This is a genomic window from Caballeronia sp. GAWG1-1, assembly GCF_023631465.1.
Taxonomy (GTDB): Bacteria; Pseudomonadota; Gammaproteobacteria; order Burkholderiales; family Burkholderiaceae; genus Caballeronia.
On sequence record NZ_JALQDB010000006.1, the window covers coordinates 129961 to 147282 of the forward strand.

At 63.2% G+C, this 17322-nt stretch carries 11 protein-coding genes; 7 read left to right on the forward strand and 4 right to left on the reverse strand.

Features of this window, described 5'->3' with window-relative positions; translation table 11 throughout:
• Positions 1-21: 21 nt before the first annotated feature.
• From panC to NCT03_RS03275, 3 genes are all read right to left on the reverse strand, one after another.
• Entirely contained in the window at positions 22-855 is an 834-nt protein-coding gene (panC, locus tag NCT03_RS03265; RefSeq protein WP_244827278.1) for a pantoate--beta-alanine ligase, read from the reverse strand.
• A 66-nt stretch (positions 856-921) separates the two neighbouring features.
• Positions 922-1707: a segregation and condensation protein A gene (locus NCT03_RS03270; RefSeq protein ID WP_244827977.1), complete on the reverse strand. Its 786-nt coding sequence runs from the start codon at positions 1705-1707 to the stop codon at positions 922-924.
• A 116-nt stretch (positions 1708-1823) separates the two neighbouring features.
• A complete protein-coding gene (locus NCT03_RS03275; RefSeq protein ID WP_244827978.1) occupies positions 1824-2012 on the reverse strand; it encodes a DUF3460 family protein in 189 nt (62 codons plus the stop codon).
• Positions 2013-2500: 488 nt separating this feature from the next.
• On the opposite strand from NCT03_RS03275, the gene NCT03_RS03280 reads away from it, so the two are divergent.
• From NCT03_RS03280 to NCT03_RS03310, 7 genes are all read left to right on the forward strand, one after another.
• On the forward strand, positions 2501-4243 hold the full coding sequence (locus tag NCT03_RS03280) for an autotransporter assembly complex protein TamA (protein ID WP_502800344.1): 1743 nt from the start codon (positions 2501-2503) through the stop codon (positions 4241-4243).
• Positions 4244-4258: 15 nt separating this feature from the next.
• On the forward strand, positions 4259-8446 hold the full coding sequence (locus tag NCT03_RS03285) for a translocation/assembly module TamB domain-containing protein (protein ID WP_250491923.1): 4188 nt from the start codon (positions 4259-4261) through the stop codon (positions 8444-8446).
• A 354-nt stretch (positions 8447-8800) separates the two neighbouring features.
• Complete coding sequence (locus tag NCT03_RS03290) at positions 8801-9349, forward strand: fimbrial protein (protein WP_250491924.1); 549 nt, start codon at positions 8801-8803, stop codon at positions 9347-9349.
• Between the two features lie 98 nt (positions 9350-9447).
• A complete protein-coding gene (locus NCT03_RS03295) occupies positions 9448-10191 on the forward strand; it encodes a fimbrial biogenesis chaperone (protein WP_250463562.1) in 744 nt (247 codons plus the stop codon).
• 216 nt (positions 10192-10407) lie between these two features.
• On the forward strand, positions 10408-13116 hold the full coding sequence (locus NCT03_RS03300; protein ID WP_250491925.1) for a fimbria/pilus outer membrane usher protein: 2709 nt from the start codon (positions 10408-10410) through the stop codon (positions 13114-13116).
• Positions 13117-13189: 73 nt separating this feature from the next.
• On the forward strand, positions 13190-13726 hold the full coding sequence (locus NCT03_RS03305; RefSeq protein ID WP_250491926.1) for a fimbrial protein: 537 nt from the start codon (positions 13190-13192) through the stop codon (positions 13724-13726).
• Between the two features lie 39 nt (positions 13727-13765).
• On the forward strand, positions 13766-14836 hold the full coding sequence (locus NCT03_RS03310; protein WP_250491927.1) for a fimbrial protein: 1071 nt from the start codon (positions 13766-13768) through the stop codon (positions 14834-14836).
• A 103-nt stretch (positions 14837-14939) separates the two neighbouring features.
• On the opposite strand, the gene metG is transcribed toward NCT03_RS03310, so the two are convergent.
• Complete coding sequence (gene metG / locus NCT03_RS03315; protein ID WP_250491928.1) at positions 14940-17096, reverse strand: methionine--tRNA ligase; 2157 nt, start codon at positions 17094-17096, stop codon at positions 14940-14942.
• Positions 17097-17322: the final 226 nt, after the last annotated feature.

Here is a 17322-nt window from a genome sequence, read left to right on the forward strand (position 1 = left end):
GATGCGTGTGTTTCCTTTACTTCAGATTTCCAGATTGTCGATGAGACGGGTGTTGCCGAGCTTCGCCGCCGCCAGCACGACGAGCGGCGCGCTCGCATCCGCTTCGCCCGGCGCGAGCAGGTCGACGCGCTTGCGCACGCTGATGTAGTCGGGCTTCCAGCCGCGTTCGGCGAGCGCGTTCATGGCCGTGCGTTCGAGCGCGGCCAGATCTTTCTCGCCCGAGAGCACGGCTTCGCGCACGCGATTCAACTGCAGCGCGAGTTGCGGCGCTTCGGCGTGCTCGGCGGCCGACAGAAAGCGATTGCGCGATGACAGCGCGAGACCGTTTTCCTCGCGCACCGTTTCGGCGGCGATGATCTCCGTGGGCAGCGCGAACTGGTGGCACATCTGCCGCACGATCATCAGTTGCTGATAATCCTTCTTGCCGAACACCGCGACGCGCGGCTGCACGCACGACATCAGCTTCATCACGACCGTGCACACGCCCGTGAAGAAGCCGGGACGGAATTCGCCTTCGAGAATGTCGCCGAGGTTATGCGGCGGATGCACGCGATACTGCTGCGGCTCCGGATACATATCCACTTCGGTCGGCGCGAACAGCACGTAGACGTTCTCCGACTGCAGCTTTTCGATGTCGTCCAGCAGCGTGCGCGGATACTTGTCGAAGTCTTCGTTCGGCCCGAATTGCAGCCGGTTCACGAAGATGCTCGCGACCACCGGATCGCCATGCTGGCGCGCAAGCCGCATGAGCGAAAGATGGCCTTCGTGGAGGTTGCCCATCGTCGGGACGAAGGCGGTGCGATTCTGACCGCGCAACTGATCGCGCAGTTCGTGAATTGAGCTGATGACTTTCATCGAGCGGGTGTCTCCTGGCGGGCGGCAGCAACAGGCCGCACCGAGGCAAGGGTAGAGAAAATGCTTTTAAGCGGGAGAGTACGCGAGTCTCACGTAAATGGGCGCAAAAGGCTCGGCCTGAGTGATTTCGATCAGCGATTCGCGCGACAACTCCAGCATGGCGATGAAGTTCACCACGACCACCGGTACGCCGCGCGTGGGATCGAATAGCTCGGAGAACTCCATGAAGCGCGCATGCTGCAGGCGCCGCAGGATCACGCTCATATGCTCGCGCACCGAGAGTTCTTCCCGCGAAATCCGGTGATGCTGAACGAGCTTCGCGCGCTTGATGACATCGGCCCAGGCGGAGCGCAGGTCGTTCATGTCGACGTCGGGGAAGCGTTGCGTCGATGCCTGCTCGATATAGACGTCCGCGCGCAGGAAGTCGCGGCCGAGTTGCGGCAACTGGTCGATACGTTGCGCGGCGAGCTTCATCTGCTCGTATTCCAGCAGGCGGCGCACGAGTTCGGCGCGCGGGTCTTCGGCGTCCTCGCCGGTGTCGGCCTTCTTGACCGGCAGCAGCATGCGCGACTTGATCTCGATGAGCATGGCCGCCATCAGCAGATATTCCGACGCGAGTTCGAGATTCGACTCGCGAATCTGATCGACATAGCCGAGATATTGCGCGGTGACATCCGCCATCGGAATGTCGAGCACGTTGAAATTTTGCTTGCGGATGAGGTAGAGCAGCAGGTCGAGCGGGCCTTCGAACGCTTCGAGAAAGATTTCGAGCGCGTCCGGCGGAATGTATAGGTCCGTCGGCAGCTTCCAGAGCGGCTCGCCGTAGAGATGCGCGAAAGCGACGCCGTCGATGGTGTCGGGCGTCGAGTCGGTCGCAGGCTTGGCGAGCGCGGCGGCCCGTTCATCTCGCGAGTCGTCCGGGGCCTGACGGCGGGGCGACTGCGGCTCGCGGCCGGCTGTACTCACGTTCAGAAGTTCTGGTAGTAGACGTATGGCGTCTGGTTCACGCGCGCCTTTTGCTGGCGTTCGCGTTCGTCGAGGTCGACCGGCTGCTTGTCCCACAGGAGCGCGCGGCCGCGACGCTGTTCGTCTTCGAGCGTCGGCTTCTGGCTTTTCAACTGATTGATGAACTGGGTGATGTCCGACTGGTACATGATCGGTTTTCCGTTGGCTCGATGCGGTGAGTAGGGCCGACGCGCCCGGCAGCCTTTGCTGGCGCCGATGCCGCGCGGCACTGGGTTCGATCTCCGGGATTTTACAGCAAGCGTGAAGCGGTAACGCATGGGACTTGGGGCTGCCACGTAAGCGATTATTGGAACCCGCGGAACCCCGCGAGCGTCTGACCGTCCAAAGCCGCACGACAGCGCGCCCGGCAGCGGTCCGCGGACGGCACGCGGCAAACCACACCGCCGCAAGCCGCCGTTGCACATCCGTGCTCGGTTCCCATGCGAAGCTGTGGTGAAATAGCGCCTGCGCGCCGTGACCGGCTCATCGCATTGCAGCCGCGCGTTCGAGGTTCATCTTTCAGTCTCATTCATCCAGATGCCGGAGGTCACGTTTGGCGGGGCGTTCGTTTGATCCGCTGCGCGCGTTGCGCGCCTGTCCGCCGAAACGGCCGCACATGGCGATGTCCACGTCGCCCGGAATGAAGCGCTTGCCGGCTGCACTGCGCAGCTTCGTGGCATGTGCGCTCCTGGCGGCCGCTTGGCCTGCGTTCGCCAAGTACGACATCGACATCGACGCGCCGCGCAGCGTCAAGAAGCTGCTGAAGGACCATCTCGATCTGTCGCGCTTCGCCAAGCGCGACGACGTCAGCGACGACCAATTCCAGTTCCTCGTCACCGCCGCGCCGAAGGACGTGCGCGACCTCGTCGCGACCGAAGGCTATTTCACGCCGGTCGTGCGCACCGACGTGACGACCGATGGCGACAAGCGCAAGGTGACCGTCAGCGTCGATCCAGGTCCGCAAACGAAGATCGCCTCCGTGCAACTGCATTTCACGGGCGCGGTGACGACAGAAGACCGCAATCAGGAGAACGCCGCGCGTTTCGCGTTTTCAGTGAACGAAGGCGATCCGTTCTCGCAAGGCGCGTGGGACGACGCCAAGAACGCCGCGTTGCGCGCGCTCCAGTCGCGGCGCTATCTCGGCGCGAAAATCGTGCGCTCGCAGGCGCGCATCAATCCGCGCGCGCACCTCGCCGATCTCTCCGTGACCTTCGACAGCGGTCCGACCTTCACATTCGGCAAGCTCGATATCAGCGGCACGAAGCGCTATCCGGAAAAGATCATCGACAACGTGAACCCGATTCATCCGGGCGAGATCTACGACGTCTCGCGCGTGAACGAACTGCAACGCCAGGTGCAGAACACGCCGTATTACGCGAGCGTGGCCATCGACGCGGACAACGACGTCAACAAGCCGCTCGAAACGCCGGTGCATCTGAAGGTGAGCGAGTATCCGTACAACAGCATCCGCTACGGCGTGGGTTATGCGACCGATACCGGCTTTCACGTGCAGGGCGCCTTCAGCTATCTGAATACGTTCAACGCGGCCTATCCGTTCACCATTTCCGGCCGGCTCGATCAGACGCAGCAGTACGGCCGCGTGCAACTCGCGATGCCGCCCGATTCGCGCGGCTGGGTCAACGCGGTGTTCGGCTCCTACACCATCACCGACGTATCGAGCACGAAGATTTATAGCGGACGCGTGGGCGTGCAGCGCTCGCGTTCGACGCAGAACATCGACACGACGTATTCGCTCGCTTTCTACGACGACCGCATCACGCAGAACGAGCCGAATCCGTCGACGGCGCGCGCGCTCGTGCCCGCGTGGACGTGGGTGCGCCGCGATGTCGACGATCCGCTGTTCCCGCGTCGCGGCAACATCATTCGCGCGGAAGCAAGCTTCGCGGTGAAAGGCTTGATGACCGATCAGACCTTTGCGCGTCTCTACACCAACGCGCTGCAGTATCTGCCGATCACGAAGAACGATCTCTTCGTGTTTCGCGCGGAATTCGGCGGCGTGTTCACGAGCGGGCCGTCGAGCGGCGTGCCGGCGTCCCTGCTGTTTCGCGCGGGCGGCGCGAATTCGGTGCGCGGTTATAGCTATCTGAGTATTGGCAACAATGTGGCGGGATCGATCTTGCCGACCAAGTACATGGTGACGGGCAGCAGCGAGTATCAGCACTGGTTCACGCACGATTGGGGCGGCGCGGTGTTCTTCGACATCGGCACCGCGACGGATACCTGGAGCGAGCGCGTCTTCCAGCCGGGCGTGGGCGTCGGCGCGCGCTGGCGCAGTCCGGTCGGGCCGGTCAACGTGGACGTGGCCTACGGGCTCAAGAACAAGAGCATCAAGCCGTATCTGACGCTCGGCATTGCGTTCTGAACGGGCGCACGAGCGATGGTGGATATCAAGGGCATGACGGAATCGAGCGCACAAGGAAGCAAGGACGAGCCGCGTTGGGATGAGGCGGGCGGCGTCGTTGCGTCCGATGCTGACGCGGGCGGCGGCAATAACGGCGGCAGCGGCGGTTCCGGCGACGATAAGAAGCCGCGCCGCGGCGGCTTCAGGCGTTTCATGCGCTGGTTGGGCGTGCTCGCGCTGGTCATCGTTCTGATCGTCGTGCTTGCCATCGGCACCGTGTTGTTCGTGCTCAACACCGAGCGCGGCACGCGTTACGCGTGGCAGGCGGCGACATCGCTGCTCAAGGGTCAGCTGACCGGCAAGCTCGATGGCGGTGCTATCGCCACCGGCGTGAGTCTGCGCGATGTCCACTGGAAGAGTCCCGACGGCAAGGGCACGGACATAGCGGTCGACAGCGTTTCGGGACGCTGGGCGCTCACGCGCGAGCCGCTGCGCTTTACTATCGATTATCTGCATGTCGGCACCATCGACGCGCGCATCGCGCCTTCGCAAGAAAAGTCGACGAAAACGGAACTGCCGAAGGATTTGCGCCTGCCGATCCAGCTTGCCATCCGCGACCTGAGCGTGGAAAAGCTGCGGTTGCATCAGGGTGCGACGACCACCGAATCCTCGCGCCTGCTCTTTAACGGCGGCAGCGACGGGCAGCATCATCAGGCGACGGTGCAGCGGCTCGACACGCCGTTCGGCGCGGTGACGGCATCCGCGAAACTCGACGGCGGCGCGCGTCCGTTCCCGCTTTCCGGCGATGCCGGCTACACCGGCAAGCTAAACGGCGAAGCGGTGCAGGTGGGCGCGCGGTTATCGGGCTCGCTGGAAGACCTCATTGCCGATATCGACGCCAGCGGCATGAAGCTCAACGGCCGCGCGCATGTCGAAGCGCTGCCGTTCGGCGACGTGCCGCTCAAGCTCGCCATCGTCAATGTCGATCACGTCAATCCGCAGGCGTTCAGCCCGGGCGCGCCGTTCGCCGACCTCGCCGTGAGCGCCGAAGTGAAGCCGGTCGAGAACGCGCCGGGCTTCGTGGTGAGCGGGCCGGTGTCGATCGTCAACGCGAAGCCAGGCGCCATCGACAAAAAGCTGCTGCCGCTCATCGACGCGCACGCCAACGTGCGGCTCGATGCCTCCGCGCAAAGCATCACCGATCTCAACGTGCGTCTCGTGAAAGACGCGACCGTGACGGGTGGCGGCTCGCTCAAGGGCGGCGACGGCAAGTTCGACCTCAAGGTGGCGAAGCTCGACCTCAACGCAATCGAAGCGAGCGTGCGTCCGACCGATTTCTCCGGGCCGATCAGCGTCGTGCTCGCGGGCGATACGCAAACCATCGCCGCCGACCTGAACGATCCGAAAGCGGCGATCCGCGCGCAAGCCAAGGTGAAGCTCGACCCGAAGCAGACCGCGCTCGACGAAGTCAAGCTGACCGTCGGCAAGGGTCGCGTCGAAGCGAACGGTGTGCTCAAGAAAGATACGAATTCGAGCTATGACCTGAAGGCGAAATTCATCGACTTCAATCCGCTTCTGCTCACGCAGCAGTTGCTTCAGCCGAAGCCCGCGCCCGTCAGGAAAGGCACGCAGAAGAAGCCCGCGCCCGCGCGCGTGATCGAGGCGCGCGTGAACGGCACGCTGGCCGCATCCGGCAGACTCGCGCCCGAACTCACCACCAAGGCGACCTTCAAACTCGCCGACAGCATGTACGACAACTTGCCGCTCACCGGCGAAGGCACGGTGCAACTGGCGGGCATGCGGCTCTTGCCAAGCGCGGCCAAGTTGTCTGTCGCGGGCAACAATGTCGATCTGAACGGCAGTTTCGGCGCGCCCGGCGACCGGCTGCGTTTTCGCGTCGATGCGCCGCAACTCGAGCGCCTCGGCTTCGGTCTCGCGGGGACGGTGAAGGCGGACGGCGATCTGACCGGCTCGATTGCGCATCCGAACGTGGCGGCGAATTATCAGGCCGATGGCGTCGTGTTCGGCGCGAACCGCCTCGGTCATGCGGAAGGTCGCGCGGACATTCGCGATGGCTCGAACGGCGCGCTCGTCTTCACGCTGAAAGCGCGCGACGCGAGCACCTCGGGCATCGAAGTCGCCACGCTCGATGCGAACCTCAACGGCACACGCATGCATCACACGCTCGACGTGACCGCGACCGGCAAGGTTCAGGGGCAGCCGGTGAATCTCGCGCTCGGCGCGAACGGCAAGTTCACCGATGCCGCCGACGGCCCGCATTGGGACGGCACGATCACGAAGCTCACCAACAAGGGCACGCCGTCGGTCAACCTCGAACAGCCGCTGACCGTGAGCTACGGTCCGGCCAGGCTCGTGCTCGGCGCGACGCGGCTCGTCGCGGAAGGCGCAGCGCTCAATCTCAAGTCGTTCGCGCTCGATCACGGCCGCATCCAGTCGGCCGGCACGTTGACGAATCTCTCGGTGCCGCGGCTTCTGGCCGTGCGTCAGGAAATGACGGGCGAGGAGCCGCCGATCCGCACCGACCTCGTCTTCGATGGCGACTGGAACTTCTCGCTCGGCGCCACGGCGACGGGTTATGCGCAGCTCAAGCGCCGCAGCGGCGATGTGACCGTGGAAGGCACCCGTGGCGTCTCGGCGCTCGGCATCAACGACATCTCGGCGCGCGCCGATTTCTCCAACGGCAATACGCTCAACGCGACGCTGCGCGCGCAGGCGACGCGCATCGGCGTGATCGAAGCCAACGCGCACACGCCGCTCGCCAATCGCGACGGCATGCTGACCGTGGTCGACGAAGCGCCGCTCTCCGGCGCGATCAACGCGAATATCCCCGAACTGCGCACCACCGGCGGGTTGCTCGGCCCGAGCTATCTGCTGGGCGGCAAGCTTGCGCTCAAGTTGAGCATCGCGGGGATCGTCGCCAAGCCGAATCTGTCGGGGTCGCTGACGGGCGACAATCTTTCGGCGACGGTCGTCGATCAGGGCGTTCAGTTGAAGGACGGCATCATTCGCATTGCGCTGTCGGAGAATCTGGTGGACTTCCAGCAGGTGGAGTTCCACGGCGCGAGCGGCACGTTGCGCGCGACGGGCAAGGTGCGGCTCGATCAGGCACAGCCGGACCTCACCGCGAGCATCATCGCCGACAAGCTGGAACTGTTCGCTTCGCCCGACCGGCAATTGTCGCTTTCGGGCAGCGCGAGTATCGCGAACGCGGGATTGCAGGGCGGCATGGCGATCAACGGCAAGTTCACCGTCGATCACGCGCTGTTCGACTTGCCGGAATCCGGCGCGCCATCGCTCGGCGACGACGTGGTCATCGAACGTCCCGATGGCACCATCAAGGGCGAAAACACGACGAAGCAGACGGTGGCCGCAACGGAAAAACCGGTTGGACCGTTCACGCCGCGCGCGAATATCGACATCGACCTGGGGCAGCGCTTTCGCTTCAAGGGCGCCGGCGCGGATCTCGGGCTTGCCGGCGTCATCAGCGTGACGAGCGCGCCGAACATGCCGCTGCGCGCGGTCGGCAATGTGCGCGTGACGACGCCGGGTTCGAGTTACACGGCGTTCGGGCGCAAGCTCAACATCGAGAATGGCTTCTTCACGTTCAACGGACCGGTGGCGAACCCCGGCATCAATGTCCTCGCGATGCGGCGCAATCAGGAAGTCGAGGCGGGCGTGCAGGTGACGGGCACGGTGCAGGCGCCCGTGGCCAAACTCATTTCCGAACCGAGCGTGCCTGACAACGAAAAGCTCTCGTGGCTCTTGTTCGGTCATGGCACGGATCAGGGCAATAACGTCGGCCAGCAGAGCGCAATGACGAGCGCACTCGCGTTGCTCGGCAGCACGGGCGGCAAGCGTATTGCGCAGACCTTCGGGCTGGATGAATTCACCATCGGTTCGAGCGAAGTGGGCCTGACCGATCCGCAAGTGGTGATGATCGCCAAGGCCATCAACGAGCGGCTGGTGATTGGTTACGAGCAGGGTCTGCAATCGGCCAGCAACGCGATCAAGGCGACACTGAGCCTGTCGCGATTCTGGTCGGTGACGGCGTATGGCGGGACGTTCCAGGGCGTCGATCTGTCTTACACACGGCGCTTCAATTCGTGGATGCGGCTCTTTTCGTCGACGACGCCCACGCGGTCGGAGCGGTCGGCGGCTTCGTCGGCCGCGGCGGCATCCGAGGTAGAGTCGACCACGGAGTAGATCGCTTTGAAGACGTAAGGGGACAGGGGCATGCGAGTCGATCGCGTGCCCCTTTTTGCTTTTGCGCCGCGCCCGTAACCGATGTCTTTCTCTGGTCCCGAGACCTGCCTCCGATCTGAGTCGTTCTCAAGGTGCGCAAAAACCCGCAAGAACATTCTCAATATGGATGCGTTACATCAACGATTTATGTAGGAAGTTTGTGGTTTTAAGCGTGTTCCTAATCGTTCGCATGGCCCGAGTCAGCATACTCAGCCTTTCGTCAGGAAGCGAGTATGAATATCTTGTTCACGACGCGACCTGACGAATTTTCAAATCGGGCTCAGTCACTCAGGTGACGACTAAGGAATACTTATTATGAAGAAGATCATTCTTCCGCTGGTCGCGGTGTCCATGTCTCTGGCAGGCGCTGCCGCGCACGCCGCACCGGCAGGTAACGGTGGCACGCTGACCATCAACGGAGAGCTGACGGCCAACACGTGCACGGTAAGCGGCAATGCCCAGGGCAACAACTTCACCGTCACGCTGCCGGCGCTTGCCGCAGCGGAACTGACGGACGCCGGCTCGACCGCGGGCGCCACCGGTTTCAACATTGCGCTGTCCAACTGCACGCCGGCCACGGGCAACGTGCACACGTTCTGGGAATACGGCGCGAACACGCTGGCCGACGGCAACCTGAAGAACAACGGCACGGCGACCAACGTGGAAGTCCAGTTGCTGGACTACAACGGCTCGGGGCAAGCCATCGACGTGAGCAAGGCCGACGGCGCGCAGCAGTCGCAAGACGTTGCGATCACGAGCGGCAGCGCAAGCCTGCAATACGCAGCGCAGTACAACTCGCCAATGGGCGCCGCGACCGCGGGCACGGTGACGAGCCAGGTGACCTACTCGATGGTCTATCAGTAAATCGATTCGCGAACGAGGACGCCCTCGCGGCGTCTTCGTTTAACCCTCGCACGGCGCGGGGTCGAGTCATCGCGTCACCGCAAATTTTGTTGAATGTCATGAGTCTCCGAAAAGTCGTTTTTAGCGCAGTGACAGCGGGTGTGCTCGCTCTCGTTGCGATCCTGCCGTTCGCAGCCAATGCGTCCGTCGTCGTCGCGGGCACGCGCGTGGTGTACAACGCCACGGATAGCGAAGTGACGCTTAAGCTGTCCAACGCGGGAAAATCGCCGGCCTTGACGCAGGTGTGGCTCGACAAGGGCGATCCCAAGGTCGATCCGGCTCAGATCGATCTTCCGTTCGTGCTCACGCCGCCGTTTGCGCGTATCGATCCGGGCAAGGCGCAGACCGTCCGCATCGCCTATACCGGCGAAGCGCTGCCGAAAGATCGCGAAACCCTGCTCTGGTTCAACGTGCTTGAAGTGCCGCCGAAGCCAACCGAAGCTCAGGCCGGCGCGAACTACGTCCAGCTCGCATTCCGCTCGCGCCTGAAGTTTTTCTTTCGCCCGCAAGGTCTGCCGGGCAGCGCCGACGACGCACCGGGCAAGCTCACATGGCGGCTGTCGTCCCAAGGTGGCAAGTCCGCGCTCGTGGTTTCGAATCCGACGCCTTATCACGTGACGATCATCGACGCTCATGTGGGCGAAGGCGAACATGCCGCCCGATTCGATGAAGGCGGCATGGTGCCACCGGGTGGCGAGCTCACGCTGCCACTGTCCGGTAAGGCGACCGCGAACGGCCAGGTCTCGTTCACGACCTTGAACGACTACGGCGGTCCCACGAAGCACGAGGCAGCGATCCACTGAGACGCGCTGCATGCGGGCTATCTGACCCATTCACGAGCGACGCGAAGGATGTCGATTCCTTCGCCATCGGTCGGCCACACGCCGGGCGCGAATAGCCTGGCGTTCACGTACACCAAGACTTAATCGTCGCGAGGCAGCGAGCCCCGGATGCCGATGTTTCCCATCGGTGGGGAGCGGTGTTGCCCGCGAATCCGGCTCGATATGAATGAACGCTGCATGGAATCGAATTCGAGGTTCGCTCTCTCGCTGAGTCGGACCAGCGTCGCCGTGATGCTCGCCTTCGCCGCGGCGCATGCCAGGGCCGATGCGAACACGCCGGCTCGCACCGACACTTCGTCATCGTCCGGGGTGCGGCCGGATCGGGCTCAGGCCTCGTCCGATGTCAAGGCTGCATCGAGTGGTGCGACGGTTGCATCGGCGGCATCGACCTCGACGGCATCGGCCGCATCGGCCGCATCGACCGCATCGGCCGCGCCCGAGGCCGTGGAGTTCGACCCGGGCTTCCTGCGCTTCGCGGGCGCGGCGGTCATGGACGTCAGCCGCTTCGACAAGGGCAACATCGCACTGGCCGGCAATTACCGCGCCGCACTGTACGTGAACGGCGTGTGGCTTGGCATGACCGCCATCACGTTGCGCAATGTCGGCGCGCCGGACCATCGCGCGGTCCCGGTCTTCGATCGCGATCTGCTCGCGCGCGCGGGCGTCGATACCATGCGCCTGCCCGATTCGGCGTTAGCGCAACTCGACGCCGCGAACAGCACGGGCGGCGTGGCGCTGCCGGACCTGATCCCGCAGGCGACGGCCACCTTCGACATGGGCGAACAGCGCCTCGACGTGAGCGTGCCGCAAGCGATGATGAGCCGCAACGCGCGCGGCTGGGTCGATCCGAAGCTGTGGGACGAAGGCGTGCCAGCCGCGACCTTGCAGTACAACGCCAACGTGTATCGCTCGAATGGCGGCGGCGTGTCAAACACTCAGGGTTATCTGGGCGTGACGGCGGGTCTCAACTTCGACGCCTGGCGTTTTCGCTACAACGGCAACGTCACGACATCGTCGTTTGGCGGCACGCATGCACAGAGCCTGCAGACGAATGTGCAGCGTTCGCTGATTCCGCTCAAGAGCCAGTTGACGCTCGGCGACTCCTACACCGACGGCTCGATCTTCGATTCGTTCGGCGTGCGCGGCGTGCAGCTCGCAACCGACGACCGCATGTACCCGGAATCGCAGCGCGGCTATGCGCCGATCGTGCGGGGTATCGCCAATACCAACGCGAACGTTCAGGTCAAGCAAAACGGCAATCTCATCTACGAGACGACGGTCGCGCCGGGTCCTTTCGAGATCAACGATCTCTACCCGACCGGCTACGGCGGCGACCTGCAGGTGATCGTCACCGAAGCGGACGGCAGCCAGCACGTTGCATCCGTGCCGTATGCCGCGCCCGTGAATTCGCTGCGCGAGGGGCGCTGGCGCTTGAACGTGGCAGCGGGCCAGTATCGCAATTCGAGCGAATCGGGCCATCCGTATGTCGTGCAGGCCGGTGTGCAGCACGGCGTGAACAACCTGGTCACGCTATATGGCGGCTCGATCGTCGCCGAAGACTACATTTCGGCGGCGCTCGGCGCGTCGCTCAACACGTCGGTCGGTGCATTCGCCTTCGACGCGACGCAAGCCAATGCGAATCTGCCGAAATCCGGCAGCCGGAGCGGACAGAGTCTTCGCCTTTCGTTCTCGCGCAGCTTCACGCCGACGAACACCGACGTCACGCTCGCGGCGTACCGCTATTCGACGAGCGGCTTCCTCGGGTTCCGCGACGCCATGAACCTGCGCGACCTCGAGTCGAAGGGCACCGCGTTCATGAGCAACGGCATCCAGAAAGGTCGCCTGCAGCTCACGCTGAACCAGAACCTCGACAAGTGGGGCTCCATTTACGCATCGGGCTACACGCAGAACTACTGGAACAAGCATGGCAACGATACCGCGTTCCAGGTCGGCTACAACACGAACGTCGGGCGCGTCGGCGTGGGGGTTTCGGCTTCGCGCGAACTCGACACGTCAACCGCGAACTGGGACAACCGCGTGATGCTCACGCTGAGCGTTCCCCTCGATTTGGGCACGAACATCGCCAATTCGACGACGAGCTTCTCGCACGACTCGCGCGACAACACGAACCAGATTCAGGAAACCTTCACGGGCACGCTCGGCAAGGACTATGAGATGAACTACGGCGTGAGCGCGGGCCACACATCGGGTGATACCGGCAGCCACAGCGACAGCCTTAGCGCCAACGTCGGCTATTTTTCGCCTGTGGCGCAGTTGCGCGCGAATGTTGGCCGCGCCAACGGATACACGCAGGCAGGCGCGGGTGCGTCCGGTTCCGTGGTCGCGTACGGGGGCGGTCTGGTGTTGTCACCGCAAAGCGGCGACACGTTGGCGATAGTCGAGGCGAACGATGCCGCCGGAGCGCGCATTGCCAGTTCGCCCGGCGTGCGTCTGAACGGCGCCGGCCGCGCGGCCGTGGCGGGCATGCAGCCGTATTCGCAGAACGCGGTGGAGATCGACACCAAGGGCTTGCCGATGGGCGTGCAGCTCAAGACCACCGAGCAGCACTTTGCACCAACGGCCGGCGCGGTGTCGCTCGTGAAGTTCGATACCGAAGACCGAGGCCGCGCAATCGTCATGCGCTTGCGTCGTCTGAACGGCGAGCCGGTACCGTTCGGCGCGGACGTGCTGGATGCGAGCGGCGAATCCGTTGGCGCCGTGACGCAGGGCAGCCGCGCGATGTTGTATAGCAAGGCCGCGAGTGGCGATCTGATCGCCCGTTGGGGCTCGGCGGCCGATCAGAGTTGCAAGGTGCATTACGCGTTGCCCGAAGCCGACGGGAGCCGGGCGGCATCGACTGCCTTCGCGGATGCAGCCTGCAACTAAGCCGATATCTCCACGACATGAATCTGCAATCGACAAAGACCCGCACGAGCGGCGGCAACATGAACACGTTTGAATGACTATGCGCACACTTGGATCACTTCTGGCTAATCTCGCCGTCACCATCGCCGTCACCGCGACCGGTTCGGCATTCGGAGCGGATGCCACGCTCAACTTCACCGGCACGATCGTGCCCCCGTCGTGCACGGTGGACACCGCTTCGGCGAACCAGACGATCAATCTGGGCAGCGCCAATATCCTCGATTTCCCGAGCGTGGGATCGACGATGAATCCCACGGCGTTCAGCCTGAAGCTGACCAACTGCACGCCGGGCACCACGGTATCGATGGCCGTATCGGGCCAGTCCGACACCGTTCCGAGTGTGCTCAAGAACACCGGCACCGCGACGCAGACCGGCGTGCAACTGCTGCAGGCGAGCAGTGCGGGCGGGACCACCGGTACGGTCGTCACGCTTGGCAACACGTCCAATCGCGGCCAAGTGGACGCGACCAACGCCATGACCATTCCGATGGTGGCGCAGTTCTATCGTCTTGGAACGATGACAGCGGGCACGGTGACGACCTCGGCGACGGTCAACTTCACCTACAACTGACGCGCGCGTGACTTCGACACCCTTTGACGGAATAGCGATATGAAAGGCATCGGATTTGCCCAGCTGCGACGATATGCTTGGATCATCTTGTCGAGCGCGCTGGTTTTGACAGGCGGCATGCAGGACGCATGGGCCGACGCTTGCACGGGCGGAGGTCAGAGTGTGCAGGCCATTCTCCCCGCGACGATTTCGGTGCCGCGCGACTTGCCGGTGGGCGCCATTCTGGCGCCCTGGAGCATCACGTCGATGGTCAACTACGTGTGCACCATGTCGACGACATCCGGTTCCGGCATGTATTCGAAGTTGAATGTCGCATGGCCGAAAAGCAGCGTGACGATTGCGAGCACACCGGGCCCAGGTCTCGCGTCCTATACGGTCTTGCAGACCAATGTGCCCGGCGTTGGCATGGCCATCGCGTTCGACGGCGAGCCGAGTTCGTGTGGCGGCGCCGATTGGCTCGACGTGGTGTCGCCCTCCGTGCGGCCGCCCTACGTGGGCTGGACCTGTACCGCCGTTGGCTCCAACCTTAAAAACTATGGGCGTTGGGCAGTTGCGCTCGTGAAGACAGGCGTTGTGAGCGCGGCAGGCGTGCTGGGCGCGCAGACGCTGGCGAGCTCCAGCTCCATGATCAATTTTGTCCCGGACAGCCCGGGCACCACGCCTTTTTATCTAATCGTCCCGGCGGTGACGGTCGTCCCGCTTACCTGCCAGACCCCCGACGTGCCGGTGCCGCTCGGCACCCATTTTCCGGTGGAGATGGCGTCTGTCGGTGCGACTACCGCGGCGGTCCCGTTCAACATCAGCCTCAACAATTGTCCCTCGGGGATGAATGGCGTCCTGTATGAGATCGATCCCACGACCAGTGTGCTTAACAGTTCGCAATCCGTCGTGGCGCTCAATGGCTCGTCGTCGGCCACGGGCGTGGGCGTGCAGCTACTGGATGGCTCCGGCGCGGTGTTTCCGCTGAGCACGACGAAAGCATTCTCCGGCTATAACAGTTCCACGGGTGGCAGCTATGTCATCCCGATGAAGGCGCGTTACTACCGAACCGGTACCGTGACGCCCGGACCGGCGAACACGTCGATGATCCTCACCATGACCTATCAATAGGCATCGCCGGGCAGCGCTGCTCAGGTTGCTTGCCAGGGACAGACGTCCGAAAAAAAACGCCCCTCAAGAGGGGCGTTCCTGTTTCGAGCGTCGCGGTTGTCGTTCAGCGCACCCGCATTCCCGGCGTGGCCCCGCCATGCGGTTCGAGAATATAGAGCCCCGGCTCCTTCTTCTCGTCGGCGGCGGACGCCGCCAGCACCATGCCTTCCGACAGGCCGAACTTCATCTTGCGCGGCGCGAGATTGGCGACCATCACGGTCAGCTTGCCGATCAGATCCTGCGGCTGATAAGCCGAACGAATACCCGAGAACACATTGCGCGTTTTCTCTTCGCCGATATCGAGCGTCAGTTGCAAGAGCTTGTCGGAGCCTTCGACCGTTTTGCAATCGACGATCTTCGCGATACGCAGATCGATTTTCGAGAAGTCGTCGATGGAGATGACGCCCGGCGTCTCTTCGTTCGCTTGCTTTTTGGCGGGCGCCGCGCTCTTAGCCGCACTCGCACTTGTAGCAGCGGCAGAAGCAGCGGCCGCTTCCGGCGCCGCCTGCAACGACTCGCGATTCGCCGCGAGCAAGGCCTCGATCTGCTTCGGGTCGACGCGCGTGGTCAGATGCTTGTACGCGTTCACGGCATTGGCCGACGACAGCGGCATGTCCGCATCCGCCCAGACGAGCGGCGCGATGCCGAGGAACGCCTCGACCGCTTCGATCAGCTTCGGCAACACCGGCTTCAGCGCAAGCGACAACAGGCGGAACGCCTCCAGACTCACGCTGCAAGTCTCGTGCAACGCGACCGAGTTGGCCGCGTCCTTCGCCTGTTCCCAGGGCTTCGCGGTATCGACGTAGCCGTTGACGGTATCGGCGAGATCCATGGTCGTGCGCAGCGCGCGGCCGTATTCGCGTGACTCGTAGAAGCCCGCAATCTGCGGAATCGCGGCGCGCAGTTGCGCAAGCAGCGGATGCTGCATCGCGCTGTCCTGCACGCGGCCGTCGAAGCGCTTCAGAAGAAAGCCCGCCGCGCGGCTCGCGATATTCACGTATTTGCCGACGAGATCGCTGTTCACGCGCGCCTGGAAGTCCTCCAGGTTGAGGTCGATGTCTTCCATCGTGCTGTTCAGCTTGGCCGCGAAGTAGTAGCGCAGCCATTCCGGATTGATGCCGGTATCGATCACGCTTTGCGCCGTGATGAACGTGCCACGCGACTTCGACATCTTCGCGCCATCGACGGTCAGAAAGCCGTGCGCGAACACGTTCGTCGGCGTGCGATGACCGGAGTATTCGAGCATCGCGGGCCAGAAGAGCGTGTGGAAATACAGAATGTCCTTGCCGATGAAGTGGTACTGCTCGGTCTTCGAACCGGGCTTCACCCATTCATCGAAATTCAGGCCGATACGGTCCGCGAGATTCTTGAAGCTTGCGTAATAGCCGACCGGGGCGTCGACCCAGACGTAGAAGTACTTGCCCGGCGCACCGGGGATTTCAAAGCCGAAGTAGGGCGCGTCGCGCGAGATGTCCCAGTCGGCGAGCTTGGCCTCGCCCTTGTCGCCGAGCCATTCGCGCATCTTGTTCGTGGCTTCGGGCTGCGCGAGTCCGCCGACCCAGCCGCGCAGGAAGTCTTCGCAACGCGGGTCCGACAGGCGGAAGAAATAATGCGTGGAAATCTTGCGGATGGGCGTCGCGCCCGACACCACCGAATACGGGTTGATGAGTTCGGTGGGCTGATAAGTCGAGCCGCAAACCTCGCAATTGTCGCCGTACTGGTCCTTCGCGCCGCACTTCGGGCACTGGCCCTTGATGAAGCGGTCCGGCAGGAACATTTCCTTGACCGGATCGTAGGCCTGCTCGATGTCGCGCGCGTCGATCAATCCCGCTTCCTGGAGCGCGGCGTAGATGGCGTTGCAAAGGACGCGGTTTTCCTCGGCATCGGTCGAATAATAGTTGTCGAAGGAAATGCCGAAGCTGTCGAAGTCGCGCTTGTGCTCTTTCCAAACGCGTTCGATCAGCGCTTTCGGCGTGATGCCTTCTTTTTCGGCGCGCAGCATGATGGGCGTGCCGTGGGTATCGTCGGCGCCGACATAGTAGACCTCGTGGCCATGCATGCGCAGCGTCCGAACCCAGATGTCCGTCTGAATGTATTCGACCATATGGCCGATATGAATCTGACCGTTCGCATACGGCAACGCGGACGTGACGAGGATCTGGCGAGCGCCGTTCTTGACGGCGGGCGCGGCGGTGGCGATGGCTGAAATCGGTGCTGACATAAGGCGCGGCCCGGAGGAAATGCAGAAGTTGATCGAAGAACGCAAAAAAAGCGATTTTCGATTTTAGCAGGGAGGGGAAGGAAGACGGGGAGGTGGGGAGACTTGGGCGCGGCAGCCGAAAACCATCGCACCAAAAAAAACCGGGGTCCAAAACCGGGCCCCGGAGCAACAACGACAAGAGGAGAATGGCAGGTGGCGGCCTCGCCGCGCGCCTACCGTAAAGACA